This window comes from Rhodococcus koreensis (assembly GCF_017068375.1).
Classification (GTDB): Bacteria; Actinomycetota; Actinomycetes; order Mycobacteriales; family Mycobacteriaceae; genus Rhodococcus_F; species Rhodococcus_F koreensis.
In genome coordinates, this window is the sequence record NZ_CP070609.1 from 5853996 (window position 1) to 5868653 (window position 14658).

Below are 14658 nucleotides of genomic sequence, written 5' to 3' on the forward strand. Positions count from 1 at the left end.
ACCGCCCGTGGTTAACAAGTACTCACGGGGCGTCAGCCAACGTAGCGGGACAGCCGCGCGGAGAGGTGGGGGCGCAGTTCCCCGTCCGCGATGATGCGTTCCTCGACGTACGCGAGGTCGCCGCCCTCGACGATGCCGTAGAGGCGCTTGGCGCCGCCGACGAGAACACCGGAGGTGCTGCGGATCACGACGTCGGTCGCGAGTTCCCACGACGACTGGGTGAGGGCCCGGCCGTAGAACAGTTCGACGATGCCGGAGCTGTGGGCGAGGAGAAGTTCGACGACTTCCTCGTTGGTGCTGCCGGGAATGCCGTCTCCGCTGATCCGCCAGAAGCCGGTCTCGTGGAGATCGGGGCGCACGTACTCGCCGTCGGTGCCCAGAACCCAGGTCTGGGATCTCCACTCGAGGTAGTTGCCCCCGTTGTGGGAGACGATGATCTGCTGCCCGAAGCGGTAGTCGCCGGTGGCGGGGTCGTGGCCTTCCCCTTCACCGCGCCAGACGCCCACGAGCGGCAGTACCGCGAGGAGTTCGTTGTTCAGATCCGGGCCGAGGCGCAGATTCGCGGTGTCCTCGGGCAGCGGAAGGTCCGGAAGCTGCGGGATGTTCCTCGACGCCGTCGTCTTGGAACGCTCGATGGCGTCCGCGACGGCTGCGTCACCGCTACCACGACGCACGGTGGGGGAGTCCCCAGCGGGCGCGCTCGTAGTCGGGTGCACGGAAGGCGGATCTGCGCCTGCGTCCGGAGTTTGACTCACGACTCGTCGGTGACCAGGCGGTAGATCGTGTAGAGGGAGAACCACGTGATCAACACGGCGGCAAGGACAAGAAGTACCTCGAAGAAGATAACCACGGTGACATCCTAAACCGAACCCGTCGAACGGTCGAAACGGGAGGCGGCTTACCGTCACTGCGGCTACGGTTTTTCGAAGGCGACCACCCGGTCGGTTCCGGATATCCTCATGCCGTCGTCTCGTCTCCCGCTCCTCCCGGAGGTCCCATGCTTCGATCCAGCCCCGCCCTCCCCGGCCTGGCGCGAGCCGCGATCACGGCGACGGTTCTGCTGCTCACCGTGTCCGCGTTCGGCGCTCCCGGCCTGGCCGTCGCGGCCCCGGACTCCGGCAGTGCAGGGTCGGGAAGCGCCGGTTCGGGGAGCGACGACACCGACCGCGTCGATCCGAACAACTACGCCGCCGACTGCCCGGACATTCTCATCGTCGCGGTCTCGGGCGCGACGGATTCGGAAGAAGACCGCAACCCCCTCGCGGAGAGTGGCGAGGTGTGGTCGAACTGGGTGGGCAACGTGACGGTGCCGACCGGCGAGGCGAACAAGGACGAGCCGGGAACGGTGGGGTGGATGTACGTGCCGTACCCGTCCACGTACGGCCTGAGTCTGCTGCAACCTGTTCCGACATACCAGGATTCGATGGCCGCCGGTGTCGCGTCGACGAACAGGATCCTCGACGAGAACAAGGCGAAGTGTGGCGACGGCACCAAGTACGTGCTGCTTGGATACAGCGTCGGCGCCGAGGTCGTCGAACGGGTGGCGCGCGAACTCGGCCACCGCGACAGCAACGCTCTGGTTACCGCCGACGACATCGCCGGCGTCGCATTGATCGGCGACCCGTACCGTCCGGCGGGCACCCCCTCGATGGGCGAACCCGGCCCACCCGGAGGCGGATTCATGTCTTCCGAGCCGGCCGACTACGGCGCTCTCGACGGCAAGATCACCTACGCGTGCCGCCCCTACGACATCGCGTGCGACGCGCCGCAGGAGATCGCCGTCCTCGAGCTGGCGCTCGGGGTGCTGGGACAGCTGCACTTCACCCTGCTGAACCCCGGCCAGACCGTCTCCGACTTCGCGAATGCGGTGACGAACATGGCGGCACGGTCGATCGTGCACATCGTCACCCACGACGACTGGTTCGCCTCCGACGAGTCCTTCCTCGACGTCCTGCGCAAGGTGGCCGACCGGACCTACGACCCCGACGGACCGGACCGGAACACGCAGGTGTCGCAGGAGCAGATGGTCGAGGCGCTGAACTGGGCGATGGGCCCCGGTTCCGAGGTCGTGAAGGCGAAGCTCGCGAAAGAGGGCCCCGGGTTCGTCGAGGACAACCGGGACGTCTTCGAACTCGTGATCAAGCCGTACATCTTCCTCGGCTTCATCCAGCACCTGTTCTACTGGAACAACAACCCGAACGACCCCTGGTACTGGGAGAGCGAGAAGATCGTCGACTGGATCACCGCGCTCGCGCAGAAGCAGTAGACGCTCCGCGCTCGTGCGCCTTTGTGGTCGCGGGAGCAACCAGAAAGGCGCACGAGCGGCGGAGCCGCACGAAGAAGGCCCCGCTCCGAATGCCGGAGCGGGGCCTTCCTGCGTTGGTGCTGAGTCTTACTCGCCGACCGTGACGTCGACGTTGTGCACGCCTGCGCTCGTCGGGCTCACCGTGGCGGTGCCGTTGCCGGAGCTGGACAGTGCACGCACGGTCCAGTCGCCGGGAGCGGCGAAGAAGCGGAAGTCTCCGGTGCCCGAGGCGACGACCTCGGCGGTGAACTCTCCGCCGCCGTCGAGGAGACGCACGAACGCTCCACCGATCGGCTGGCCGTCAGCGGCGAGAACGCGGCCGGTGATGACCGTTTCCTTCTCGACGTCGACGCCCGCGGGCAGGGTCTGGGTCTGTACAGGTGCTCCACACATGGCTCAGTGAACCTCCAACTCGATGGGTGCGCCGACGAGTGAGCCGTATTCGACCCAGCTGCCGTCGTAGTTCTTGACATCGGACTTGCCGAGGATCTCCTTGAGCACGAACCAGGTGTGGCTGGAGCGCTCGCCGATACGGCAGTACGCGATGGTGGGCTTCGACTCGTCGTAGCCCTTCTCCGAGTACAGCTTCTCCAGGTCGTCGTCCGACTTGAAGGTGCCGTCCTCGTTTGCGGTGGTGCTCCACGGGATGTTGATGGCCGTGGGGACGTGTCCACGCTGCTGCGCCTGCTCCTGCGGCAGGTGCGCGGGGGCGAGGATCTTGCCGGAGAACTCGTCGGGCGAACGCACGTCGACGAGGTTCTTGTTGCCGATGGCGTCGATGACCTCGTCGCGGAACGCGCGGATCGTCAGGTCGGGTGCGTCGGCCTTGTACTGGGTGGCCTCGCGGGAGACGGTCTCCTTGGAGAGGGGGCGTCCGTCGAGCTCCCACTTCTTGCGGCCGCCGTCGATCAGCTTGACGTCCTGGTGGCCGTACAGCTTGAAGTACCAGTACGCGTACGCCGCGAACCAGTTGTTGTTGCCACCGTAGAGAACGATGGTGTCGTCGTTGGCGACACCCTTGGCGGACAGGAGGTCGGAGAACTGCTGCTGGTTCAGGAAGTCACGACGGACCCCGTCCTGCAGGTCCTTCCGCCAGTCGAGGCGGATGGCGCCTTCGATGTGGCCGCCGTCGTATGCGCTGGTGTCCTCATCCACCTCGACGAAAACGGTCTTGGGGGCGTTGAGGTTCTGCTCAGCCCAGTCGGCGGAGACTAGGACATCGGAGCGAGCCATGGTGTTCCTTTCGATGTGTTCTTACTTGTGTCGGGTGGATCGTGCAGTGGTTCTCGATGTGAAACTTTCAGGCCGCGGGCCGGAGGCGTGCGACGAGTGGATAGATCTGGCAGCCGAGACAGAACCCGAATGCGGCGTTGAGGAACGCCGCGAACAGGGCGAATGCGGTGGCCACGGCGCCGACGAGGCCGGAGCCGGCGAGGAAGCCGACGGTGCCGACGGCGGCGAAGACGAAGCCGACGAGCTGCGCGAACCGCAGCGGTGCGGCGGGTTCGCGTTCGCTCACCGGAGTGAGTCGCGGCGCGACGAGGCTGCCGAAGATCCGGCCGTACGGGCTGCGCCGCGGCCCGGAGGCCGCGCCTGCCGCGAAGACGACCGCCTGCAGTGCCAGCAGAATTCCTGCTGCGACCAGCGAGAACGTCGACACGACGAGGACGGCGACGAGGACTGCGGTGGTGACCCAGGCGGCGAACCGGGGGCCACGAACGTCGACCTGCTCGACCTCGAGTGTTGTGGACATGAGAAGTGCTCCTGCGTTGAGTCCTGAATGCTTGCCTGGCGCCGAGCAACGACGGACGACGTCGTCATCGGGTTTCGATCACGTGCGCGGAGTCCGCGGTGTCAGCAGAAAGCGACAGCCCTGGTGATCAGCAACAGGTACAGCAACAAGCCCCGAGGCGGCACAGGTCTACCGTGCGGCGTCGGGTGAGCATGAGCTCGTGGCTGGATTGCACGACGACGAGTTTACCCGGTTCTTCAGGAATTTGAAGCCGGGGGCCGGGTGAGGGGTCCGAGCGCCGCCCTCAGGTCGGACGCCGAGGGTACCCCGGACACCCGGAAGCGTTGCTGCAGGTCGGCGTCGAGAATGAACGTCGTCGGCAACGACAGAACGCCGAGTTCCTTGGCGAGAGCGGGATACTCGTCGATGTCGACTTCCACCTCGACGGGAGGTTCCGGCTCGCCGGTGAGGTCGGCGACGACCTGTCCGACGACCCTGCGCACCGCTGCGCAGGGTCCGCACCAGTCGGCGGAGAAGTGGAGAACGGTGGCCGGTCGCCCGTGCCCCGAACCCGACCCGACGCCCGCCGCCTCGAGGAGCAGGCGTCGCTCGTCGGTCACGGCCGCGGTCGTCTCGCCGGTGGTCCGGACCTTCCCCTGGCGGCGCTGCCAGACGAGCCCGAACGCGAGGGCCGCGAACAGTGCGATCAGTAACAGTGTGATTCCGGTCATCGGCTCTGCAGTTCGTTCAGGTCGATCGTGACGTTGTCGCCGACGCCCTCGATGACGATCTGCGAGCCCTCCGCGTACACCTCCGTCGGCTGGACGCCGAACGGCAGTTCCCGGGGGTCGATGGTCCGGGTGAAGAGGCCGAGGATCGCGGGGGCGAGCGGCTCGGGGATGGTGAAGTCGGCGTGGCCCTCGGGCCCGAAGTAGAAGTCGCTGGCGACGATCTTCACCTGATCGCCGTCGAGGACCAGGTCGGCCTGCACGCTGACGGTGGTCTCGAGCGGGCCGACGGGGACGGTGCCGGTGAGGACGACGCCGCCCGCGGTCGTCATTCCGGAGCCGCCGGAGCCGCCGGTCCCGTCCGACTTGCTGGCCGGCGGGGCCGAAACCTGCAGGTCGGGGATGTCGAGGAAGCGGCCGAGGTCGGTGGCGTCGATGAGCATGCGGCCGGAGAGGTGGTCGACCGGAAGGCTCGTGACGGAGCCGTCGACGAGGTCGGACAGCGGCGCGGACACGCCCAGGAGGGTGGACTCGATCGTCACCTCACCGACCACGTCGCTCTGTACTCCCTGGGCGCGGATCTCGATGTTCTCGTACTTCCCGGCCCACGCCTGGGTGAGGAAGGGGAAGCCGTGCACCGTCACCTCGGGATCCGCGGTGAGGGACGCGCCCGCCCGCAGTTCCCGCGACACCCGGTATTCCGCGTACGCCGCCGAACCGAAGTCGACGACGAGACCGAGTGCCACGAGGAAGATGATTCCGATGATGAGTTTCCGCACGGCCCCATTGTGACGGACACGGTGCCGGTGCAACCTTCGCGCCGGTTGCCGGGGTTCGGTGCGACGGACCTTGACGGCGGCGCGCTACTCTGTCACCGACAAAAGTGTCGATACCTTCAGTGTCGATCTACCTGGACCGGCGGACGAACCATCCGTCGGCCGGCCGGGTACGACGGCGACGAGATGGGAGGCTGTGTGGAGCTACTGCTTCTTACCTCCGACCCGAACCCCGAGGCAGTTCTGCCTGCCCTCGCCCTGCTGGCGCATTCGGTGCGGCCTGCCCCGACGGAGGTGTCCTCTCTCCTGGAAGCGAGCTCCGCCGACATCGCCCTGGTGGATGCGCGCACCGATCTCGCGGCGGCCCGCGGCCTCTGCCGGCTGCTGGGCAGCACGGGTTCCGCGGTCCCCGTGGTGGCGGTGCTCACCGAGGGTGGCCTGGTGGCGGTCAATTCCGACTGGGGTCTCGACGACATCCTGCTCCCGGGCACCGGTCCGGCCGAGGTGGACGCCCGCCTCCGACTGCTGGTCGGACGCGCCGGCGGCGTCGCCAGTCCGGAGGCGTCGGGCAAGATCACGCTCGGCGAACTGGTCATCGACGAGGGTACGTACACGGCCCGGCTGCGTGGCCGCCCCCTCGACCTCACCTACAAGGAGTTCGAACTCCTCAAGTACCTGGCGCAGCACGCGGGTCGCGTCTTCACCCGCGCGCAGTTGCTGCAGGAGGTGTGGGGATACGACTTCTTCGGTGGTACCCGCACGGTGGACGTCCACGTGCGTCGTCTGCGCGCCAAGCTGGGCAGCGAGTACGAATCCTTGATCGGTACAGTCCGCAACGTCGGATACAAGGCCGTCCGTCCCACCCGCAGCAAGTCGGGTGCGCCGGTGCCGCCGGTCGACGACCTCGATGCCGAAGATGCAGACTTCGAATCCGCGGAAGGACCTGTGATCCAGTGAGCGCTTCGGTGCAGTCCTGGACCGATCGACTCGACGGCAAGCAGGCCGCGGACGTGTCCGCACTGCTCGACCGCGCGACGGCAGCGGACGGAACCGCGCCCGTGTCGGAGCAGGGCGTGCACGCCGTGTCCGGTGCCGGCGGCGACGGTGTCCGTCATCTCGTGGAGACCGACGCCCATCGGATCGTCGGGTACGCGCAGCTGCAGCCGGGTCACGGCGAGCACCCCGCGATGGCCGAACTCGCGGTCGATCCCGAGGCGCGCGGCCGGGGGATCGGTAGCCGGCTGGTTACCGAGGTCCTGTCCGAGGGTGGTCCGGACACCCGGGTGTGGGCGCACGGCAACCTGCCCGCGGCGCAGGCGGTGGCGCACCGCCTCGGGCTGAGCGGTGCACGCGAACTGCTGCAGCTCCGGCGTCCACTCGAGGGTGCGGAGCTTCCGGAAATCGTTGTGCCGGAGGATATTTCGCTTCGCGTGTATCGGGGCGTCGAGGATGATCCCGAGGTGCTGCGGGTCAACGCCGCCGCCTTCGCCTGGCACCCCGAGCAGGGGTCGTGGACCGAACGGGAAATGGCCGAACGCCGCGCGGAGGCCTGGTTCGATCCGGCCGGGCTGTTCATGGCGTACGGCACGGCGGACGAGAAGCGGCTGCTCGGATTCCACTGGACCAAGGTGCACCCGCAGCAGGGCGACGAGCCGGCCATCGGTGAGGTCTACGTGGTGGCCATCGGACCCGACGCCCAGGGGCGCGGTCTCGGCCGGTTGCTCACACTCGCCGGACTGCACTACCTGCGTGACCGCGGGCTCGGTGCGGTGCTGCTCTACGTCGAGGGCGACAACACGTCGGCGCTGCACACCTACGACCGGCTCGGGTTCGAGCGGTTCCACACCGACGTCGCGTACGCGCGAGCCTGAGGCGCTCCTCTTACTTCGGCACCCGTCGTTCGTCTCGGAAATATGGGCAAATGCTCGGTCTGTTCACTTTCCGTTCACCGATCGTGGTCCAACTGGACATTAGCTACCCCTAGGTTTCTCCGTGGGCAGCGCCGTGCTGCCTGGTGCAGGATCCTCCCGGTCCGCGCCTCATGTCGCCGCCCGATCCAGGGCGAGACGGTATTTCCGGAGGACTAGGTGAATCTCAAGCGCAATGGCGCCCTGCTCGGTGCAGTGGCCCTGGGTGCCATGACCTTGGCCGCGTGTGGCAGCGACAACAACGCCGCGTCGAGCGGCGTCGACGTAGCCGCCTCGAGCGCGACGTGCGAGGGCAAGGCCAACCTCTCCTCGGCCGGTTCCTCGGCGCAGAAGAACGCCATGGACCAGTTCGTCTCCACCTACATCTCCGTGTGCCAGGAGAAGGGCAAGACCGTCAACCTGGCGTACAACCCCAGCGGTTCCGGTGACGGACGTACCCAGTTCATCGCGGGTCAGGTCGACTTCGCCGGTTCCGACTCGGCGATCAAGACCGAGCAGGCCGAGCAGGCCAAGGCGCGTTGCGTCGGCGGCGAGGCGTGGAACCTTCCCCTCGTCTTCGGGCCCGTCGCGGTCGCCTACAACCTCGACGGTGTCGAGGACCTGGTGCTGAACGGTGAAGTGACCGCCAAGATCTTCAACGGCACCATCAAGAAGTGGAACGACCCGGCCATCGCCGCCCTCAACCCGGGCGCCACCCTGCCGGACCAGGACATCACCGCGATCATCCGCTCGGACTCCTCGGGAACCACCGACAACTTCCAGCAGTACCTCACCGCCGCCTCGAACGGCGCCTGGACCACCGGTGCCGGCTCCGACTTCACCGGCGGCATCGGTGAGGGCGCCAAGGGTTCGGCCGGTGTCGCGCAGGCAGTGGCCTCCGCCCCCGGCTCGATCACCTACGTCGAGAAGTCGTACGCAGACCAGAACAAGCTGTCGGCAGCGCAGATCGACACCGGCTCGGGCCCCGTCGCGCTGTCCGACGAGTCCGCGGCGAAGGCCATCGAGGGTGCGCAGTTCAAGGGTGCGGGCGAGGGCGACCTGACCCTCGACCTCGCCTCGATCTTCGGCACCAAGGAAGCCGGCGCGTACCCGCTGGTGCTCGCCACCTACGAGATCGTGTGCTCGAAGGGCTACGACGCCGACACCTCCGCAGCGGTCAAGTCGTTCCTGACCAGCGCCGCCAACGAGGGCCAGGACAACCTGGCCGCGCAGGGCTACGTGCCGCTGCCCGACTCCATGAAGGAGAAGCTGAACGCGTCGGTCGCCGCAATCGGCTGATTCACACGGTAAGTCGTTCGGACCCGCCCATGACTCGATATTCTGACGATGAAAGATTGGGAGCGCAGATGAGTGAAGCGCACACCGAATCAGCACCTCGCGCCTCCGGCTCCGCTTCCGGCGGGGCCGGGGTGGGCGGTCCGAACGGCACTCCGGAGGCCGAGTTGAGTTCCACCAAGGCCGAAACCCCGACCCCGACCGATACACCTCGCGGCAAGGCCGTCGCGAGGCCGGGAGACCGGATCTTCAAGTCCCTCGCGACCACGTCGGCGATCGTCATCTCCATCCTCATCGCCGCGATCGGCATCTTCCTCGTCTGGCGTGCCGTTCCCGCGCTGAGCCGGAACCAGGTCAACTTCCTCACCAGCCGCGAGTGGGTCACCCAGGACATCAACGCGATGGCGTTCGGTGTGCTCGACCTCTTCCAGGTGACGGTTCTGGTGTCGCTGTTCGCGCTCGTGCTCGCGATGCCGGTTGCGCTGGGTATCGCGATCTTCCTCACCGAATATTCGCCGAGCTGGCTCAAGCGTCCGCTGGCGTACGTCATCGACCTGCTGGCCGCGGTGCCGTCGATCGTCTACGGCCTCTGGGGTCTGCTGGTGTTCGCGCCGGCAATCAGGCCGCTTGCGGTGTGGCTCAATGAGACCCTCGGCTGGTTCCCGCTGTTCGCGACGGGCAGCGGTTCGATCACCGGCGGCGGCACCATCTTCACGGCCGGCATCGTCCTCGCCGTGATGATCCTTCCCGTCATCACCGCCGTGACCCGCGAAGTGTTCGTCCAGACACCGACGTCCCATATCGAGGCGGCGCTCGCCCTGGGCGCCACCCGGTGGGAAGTGGTGCGTACCACGATCATTCCGTTCGGTAAGTCCGGCTACATCAGTGGTTCGATGCTGGGCCTCGGTCGCGCCCTCGGTGAGACCATGGCGCTGTACCTGATCCTGCGCACCACGTCGCAGCCCTTCGGATGGTCGCTGTTCGACGGCGGCGCCACCATCGCGTCCAAGATCGCCCTCGGCTACGCGGAGTTCAACAACAACATCCAGGCTGGCGCGTACATCGCCGCAGGTCTGGTGCTCTTCGTACTCACGTTCGTCGTGAACGCCGCGGCCCGCGCCGTGATCGCAGGAAAGAAGGACTGACCCATGACCGCGACACTCGACAAGCCGGTCAAGGCACCCACCTTCCGGGGTGTCGGTACCCGGCGGCGCATCACCGATATCACCGCCACCGTTCTCGTGACGCTGGCAGTGCTCGTCGCCCTGGTTCCGCTGGTGTGGGTCCTGATCACCGCCGTCGTCAAGGGTATTCCCGCCCTGACGTCGGCCACCTGGTTCACCCACTCGCTCAGCGGACTCACGTCGTCGGCCGAGGGCGGCGGTATCTACCACGCGCTGATCGGCACGATCCTGCAGGGACTCGTCTGCGCGGTGCTGTCCATCCCGCTCGGACTGTTCGTCGCGATCTACCTCGTCGAGTACGCCGACCGGAAGTCGCGGCTGGCGAAGCTGACCACGTTCATGGTCGACATCCTCAGCGGTGTCCCGTCGATCGTGGCCGCCCTGTTCATCTATGCCCTGTGGATCGCGACGTTCGGCTTCCCGAAGTCCGGGTTCGCGGTGGCGCTCGCCCTGGTCCTGCTGATGGTGCCCGTCGTCGTCCGCAGCACGGAGGAGATGCTCCGCATCGTGCCACAGGACCTGCGCGAGGCGTCGTATGCGCTGGGCGTTCCGAAGTGGAAGACGATCGCCAAGATCGTGCTGCCCACCGCGCTGCCGGGCATCATCACCGGCGTCATGCTGGCGCTGGCCCGCGTGATGGGCGAGACTGCTCCGCTGCTGATCCTGGTGGGGTACGCACCGTTCATCAACTTCAACCTGTTCGGCGGCGAGATGGGCACCCTGCCCGGCGTCATGGTCGCCGAGATGAACAACCCGACCGATGCCGGTACCAACCGCATCTGGGGCGCGGCGCTGACGCTGATCCTCCTGATCGCCGTCCTCAACATCGCGGCCAAGGTCGTCGGCCACTTCTCACAGGTCCGCAGCAAGTGACACATACACTCGAGTTCGTACATCAATCAGTAGGGAGCCGGTAATGGCCAAGCGTCTGGATCTCAAGGACGTCAACATCTACTACGGCAAGTTCCACGCCGTCGCCGATGTCGGGCTGTCGGTCCCCCCGCGGAACGTGACCGCGTTCATCGGTCCGTCCGGTTGCGGCAAGTCGACCGTCCTGCGTTCGCTGAACCGCATGCACGAGGTGACTCCCGGTGCGCGCGTGGAGGGTTCGATCCTCCTCGACGGTGAGGACATCTACGGTTCCGGCATCGACCCGGTCGGCGTCCGCAAGACGATCGGTATGGTGTTCCAGCGTCCCAACCCGTTCCCGACGATGTCCATCAAGGACAACGTGGTGGCCGGCCTCAAGTTGCAGGGCGAGCGCAGCAAGAAGCGTCTCGACGAGGTGGCCGAGCGGTCGCTGCGCGGCGCGAACCTGTGGAACGAGGTCAAGGACCGTCTCGACAAGCCCGGTGGCGGACTCTCCGGCGGTCAGCAGCAGCGTCTGTGCATCGCCCGGGCCATCGCCGTCTCGCCCGATGTCCTGCTGATGGACGAGCCCTGCTCGGCGCTCGACCCCATTTCGACCCTCGCGATCGAGGACCTCATCACGGAGCTGAAGAAGGACTTCACCATCGTGATCGTCACCCACAACATGCAGCAGGCCGCGCGTGTGAGTGACCAGACCGCGTTCTTCAACCTCGAGGCCACCGGCAAGCCGGGACGTCTCGTCGAGATCGACGACACCGAGAAGATCTTCTCCAACCCGACGCAGAAGGCCACCGAGGACTACATCTCGGGCCGCTTCGGATAACGCACACCGAGGAGAACGCCCCGGCCGGATCTTCGGCCGGGGCGTTCTTATCGTATGGACGACTTCCAGCGAACGAACGGGACGCTCGTACGGTCAGACCGTACGAGCGTCCCGTTCGTTCGAAAAGTGTTGGGGGAGTTCTACAGTTCCGGGTAGGACGTGAGGTTGTCGGCGTCTTTCACGGCGGTCTCGGTGTCGTCGGGCAGCTTGCCGGTGACCAGGAAGATCACCCGGCGGCCCACCTCGACGGCGTGGTCGGCAAAACGCTCGTAGAAGCGGCCGAGCAGGGTGACGTCGACGGCGGCGGCCACGCCGTGTTTCCACTCGCGGTCCATGAGCACGGTGAACAGGTGCCGGTGGAGGTCGTCCATCGCCTCGTCCTCTTCGCGCAGGCGCGCGGCACGCTCGGGGTCGCGCGTCTCGAGGACTTCGCGGGCGGCGGCGCCGATGGAGACGGCGATGCGCCCCATCTCGGCGAAGTAGCCGTTGACCTCTTCGGGGAGCACGTGGTTGGGATGTCGGCGGCGCGCGATCTTGGCGACGTGGAGCGCCAGCGCACCCATCCGGTCGATGTCGGCGACGATCTGGATTCCGCTGACGACGGAGCGGAGGTCGCCGGCGACCGGTGCCTGCAGGGCGAGGAGGGCGAACGCCCGCTCCTCGCAGATGGTGCTGAGCTCGGTGATCTTGTCGTGCTCGCCGATGACCTGCTCGGCGAGCGAGAGGTCGGCCTGGAGCAGCGACTGGGTGGCTCGCTCCATGGCGACCCCCGCAAGCCCCGCCATCTCACCGAGCAGGTCGGCAAGCTCGGTCATCTGTTCGTTGTAAGCCACGCGCATGAGGTCACAGCCTACGGTGCACGGGAAACCAAGTCACGATCACACGGTGAACGCAGGGTGAACGACGCTGCTGAGCGTGCGCTCAATCGCAGGACGTGTCGCCTGCGTTCACAACCGCCAGGTCCGCGGGGATTTCCGCGTCCTCCGGCTGGCCGATTCGCACGTCCGACACGTTCAGCGGAGTGTCGATCGGACTCGGTGTCTGCACGGTCCCGGAGAAGCTCGAACCGAGCGCGACCTCCACGACCGTTCCGAGTCCGGTGGTCGCCTCGAGCACCGCACCCGGGAACGACGACGCCAGGGTCGCCGCCTCGGCCTCGTGGCCCGGCGAGAACCGGATGACGGTCTCGCTGCTGGTGCCCGTGTAGTTGCCGACGTTGTAGATCTGGAAGCCCTCGGCGGCGAGATTGTCGGCGACGGTCGCGGCCAGCCCCGACTCACCCGATGCGTTCGACACCTGCACGGTCACGCTGGACGGGTCGACGGCCTGGACCGTCTCCGGGGCGGGCGGCGCGGCCTGCGGTTCGGGGGCGTTCGAGGGCAACGGTTCCGCCCGCTTCTCGCCGGGCAGCGCCTCGTCGTCGATGATGGCCCGGAAGATGGCCTTGATGTCGTCGGTGCGGGGAATCTCGTTGCCCCACTCGGTGGTGCCCGCCGTGGGCACGGTCAGGAAGGTGACCGCGCCCGCGTCGACGTTCTGCAGTGAGCGCCCGAGCGTGACCAGCGACTTCGTGTCGATGTTCTCCACGAACGTGTCGCGGGTGAACGCGTTGATGAAACCGTTCAGTTTGCCGGGATTGAGCAGCACCTGACTGGACAGGGCGCCCCTCAGCAGGGCGGAGAGGAATCTCTGCTGCCGGTTGATGCGCCCGTAGTCGCCGTTGCCCTCCGCCTCGACGTGTCTGGCGCGGACGAAGTTCAGTGCCGTCTTGCCGTCGAGCATCTGGGTGCCCGCCTGCGGCAGAACGGTGCCGAGTACGTCGTCCTCGAGCGGCTGGGTGGTACAGACCTTGACCCCGCCGATCTCGTTGACCATCGACTCGAAGCCGGCGAAGTCCATGCCGACGAAGTGGCCGATTTTCAGACCCGACATCTTCTGGATCACCTTCACCAGGCATTTCGGTCCGCCGAGAGCGTACGTGGCGTTGAGTTTGTCGCCGTCGGCGGCGGGGAAGGTCTCGCCGGTGTAGCTGCCGCTGTCGTTGTCCCAGCCCTGGCAGACGGGTCGCTCGACGTCGAGGTCGCGGGGGAACGACACCGCGACCACCCGGCTCCGGTCGGCGGGGATGTTGACGAGCATCACCGTGTCGGCGCGGGAGCCCTCGGCGTCGTCGATGGTTCCGGCGCCGACCTCGCCGCTCGCGCCGGCGCGGGTGTCGGTGCCGACGATGAGGTAGGTCTCGTCACCGGTCTGCCCGACGGCGTCGACGATGTCGGTCGACTCGGTGTCGAGTGCCGCGATCTGGTCGAACTTGCCCTCGGTGGAGCGCAGGTAGCCCCAGACGATGCCGGTTCCGGCGAGTGCGACCACCGCGACGAGCGCGACGACGGCGCGTCCCGCTGCGCGCAGACGCTTGCGTTTGCGGGTCTTGTTGAGGGCCAGGCGTGTGGTGCCCGGGTTGCCGACCACCTGCGGTACCGCGGTGGTCTCGGCGGAATCTGCGACCCATTCGGGTTCGGGCGTGCTCTGCGGCGGCTCCGACGGCGGGGCTGCCGGCGGCGCTGCCGGTGGGGTCTTGCGCGGCGGAACCCCGGGAGGCGGCGGCTGCCGCTCGTCGATCGGGGGAATCGTCTCCGTCTTCTCCGGATCGCTCGCGTCGTCCTCGGCGACCTTCTTCACCAGGTCGGCGACGGAGAGCGCCTCGGTGGGTCCGCCCGCGGCCCGGCGGCCGATCCGGCCGCTGTCGTGGCGGGACGGTTCGGTGCGTTCCACCGGTGCACGGTGCTCGGGGGCTGCGGGCGGTTCGGGAGGCCGCCGTTCGGGAGGTGGCTGTCGCGGTGGGAGTCGCCGCGGCCGCCCCGACTGGGCTTCCCGGTAGCTGGGATCCGCTAGAGGACGCTCCCAGGGGGCGCGGGATTCGGGAGTCGGTGAGTCCGCACTGTGATCATCACCCACCGATGCAACCTGACCTCTCCGCCGACTCGGACCTCCGTCGGCCCCGACGGATTCCAGCCATAGTACTTATCGAACGTCGAGG

The 14658-nt window shown here is 67.2% G+C and carries 15 protein-coding genes; 7 read left to right on the forward strand and 8 right to left on the reverse strand.

Features of this window, described 5'->3' with window-relative positions; translation table 11 throughout:
* Positions 1 to 32: 32 nt before the first annotated feature.
* The gene (locus tag JWS14_RS26845; protein WP_241031474.1) at positions 33 to 755 is read right to left on the reverse strand and encodes a heme-binding beta-barrel domain-containing protein; all 723 of its coding nucleotides are present in this window, start codon (positions 753 to 755) and stop codon (positions 33 to 35) included.
* A 242-nt stretch (positions 756 to 997) separates the two neighbouring features.
* On the opposite strand from JWS14_RS26845, the gene JWS14_RS26850 reads away from it, so the two are divergent.
* A complete protein-coding gene (locus tag JWS14_RS26850; protein WP_095863323.1) occupies positions 998 to 2266 on the forward strand; it encodes a cutinase family protein in 1269 nt (422 codons plus the stop codon).
* A 126-nt stretch (positions 2267 to 2392) separates the two neighbouring features.
* Here JWS14_RS26850 and JWS14_RS26855 read toward each other — a convergent pair whose 3' ends face one another.
* The 5 genes from JWS14_RS26855 to JWS14_RS26875 form a co-directional block, all read right to left on the reverse strand.
* Positions 2393 to 2698 (reverse strand): DUF1416 domain-containing protein, encoded by a 306-nt coding sequence (locus JWS14_RS26855; RefSeq protein ID WP_072943045.1) that lies wholly within the window; start codon positions 2696 to 2698, stop codon positions 2393 to 2395.
* A gap of 3 nt (positions 2699 to 2701) precedes the next feature.
* Positions 2702 to 3538, reverse strand: a complete 837-nt coding sequence (locus JWS14_RS26860) for a sulfurtransferase (protein ID WP_015888694.1) — start codon at positions 3536 to 3538, stop codon at positions 2702 to 2704.
* Between the two features lie 67 nt (positions 3539 to 3605).
* On the reverse strand, positions 3606 to 4058 hold the full coding sequence (locus JWS14_RS26865) for a DUF4395 domain-containing protein (RefSeq protein WP_072943046.1): 453 nt from the start codon (positions 4056 to 4058) through the stop codon (positions 3606 to 3608).
* A gap of 236 nt (positions 4059 to 4294) precedes the next feature.
* Positions 4295 to 4768: a thioredoxin family protein gene (locus JWS14_RS26870; protein WP_072943047.1), complete on the reverse strand. Its 474-nt coding sequence runs from the start codon at positions 4766 to 4768 to the stop codon at positions 4295 to 4297.
* Entirely contained in the window at positions 4765 to 5544 is a 780-nt protein-coding gene (locus tag JWS14_RS26875; RefSeq protein WP_072943048.1) for an LmeA family phospholipid-binding protein, read from the reverse strand. Before JWS14_RS26875 ends, JWS14_RS26870 begins: the two co-directional genes overlap by 4 nt.
* 195 nt (positions 5545 to 5739) lie before the next feature.
* Between JWS14_RS26875 and JWS14_RS26880 the strand changes: the two genes are divergently transcribed.
* The 6 genes from JWS14_RS26880 (at position 5740) to pstB (ending at position 11621) form a co-directional block, all read left to right on the forward strand.
* Positions 5740 to 6498, forward strand: a complete 759-nt coding sequence (locus tag JWS14_RS26880) for a winged helix-turn-helix transcriptional regulator (RefSeq protein WP_072943049.1) — start codon at positions 5740 to 5742, stop codon at positions 6496 to 6498.
* Positions 6495 to 7412 carry a mycothiol synthase gene (gene mshD, locus JWS14_RS26885; RefSeq protein ID WP_206014790.1) on the forward strand — a complete coding sequence of 306 codons (918 nt, stop codon included), beginning with the start codon at positions 6495 to 6497 and terminating at the stop codon, positions 7410 to 7412. The genes JWS14_RS26880 and mshD overlap by 4 nt, the downstream gene beginning before the upstream one ends.
* A gap of 216 nt (positions 7413 to 7628) precedes the next feature.
* On the forward strand, positions 7629 to 8747 hold the full coding sequence (pstS, locus tag JWS14_RS26890; RefSeq protein WP_072943051.1) for a phosphate ABC transporter substrate-binding protein PstS: 1119 nt from the start codon (positions 7629 to 7631) through the stop codon (positions 8745 to 8747).
* Between the two features lie 68 nt (positions 8748 to 8815).
* Entirely contained in the window at positions 8816 to 9889 is a 1074-nt protein-coding gene (gene pstC, locus JWS14_RS26895) for a phosphate ABC transporter permease subunit PstC (RefSeq protein ID WP_072943052.1), read from the forward strand.
* Between the two features lie 3 nt (positions 9890 to 9892).
* Complete coding sequence (pstA, locus tag JWS14_RS26900; protein WP_072943053.1) at positions 9893 to 10801, forward strand: phosphate ABC transporter permease PstA; 909 nt, start codon at positions 9893 to 9895, stop codon at positions 10799 to 10801.
* 43 nt (positions 10802 to 10844) lie between these two features.
* Positions 10845 to 11621, forward strand: a complete 777-nt coding sequence (gene pstB, locus JWS14_RS26905; protein WP_015888703.1) for a phosphate ABC transporter ATP-binding protein PstB — start codon at positions 10845 to 10847, stop codon at positions 11619 to 11621.
* Positions 11622 to 11761: 140 nt separating this feature from the next.
* Here pstB and phoU read toward each other — a convergent pair whose 3' ends face one another.
* Both phoU and JWS14_RS26915 read right to left on the reverse strand, forming a co-directional pair.
* The gene (gene phoU / locus JWS14_RS26910; protein WP_015888704.1) at positions 11762 to 12460 is read right to left on the reverse strand and encodes a phosphate signaling complex protein PhoU; all 699 of its coding nucleotides are present in this window, start codon (positions 12458 to 12460) and stop codon (positions 11762 to 11764) included.
* A gap of 82 nt (positions 12461 to 12542) precedes the next feature.
* Positions 12543 to 14576 (reverse strand): LCP family protein, encoded by a 2034-nt coding sequence (locus JWS14_RS26915; protein WP_206014791.1) that lies wholly within the window; start codon positions 14574 to 14576, stop codon positions 12543 to 12545.
* Positions 14577 to 14658: the final 82 nt, after the last annotated feature.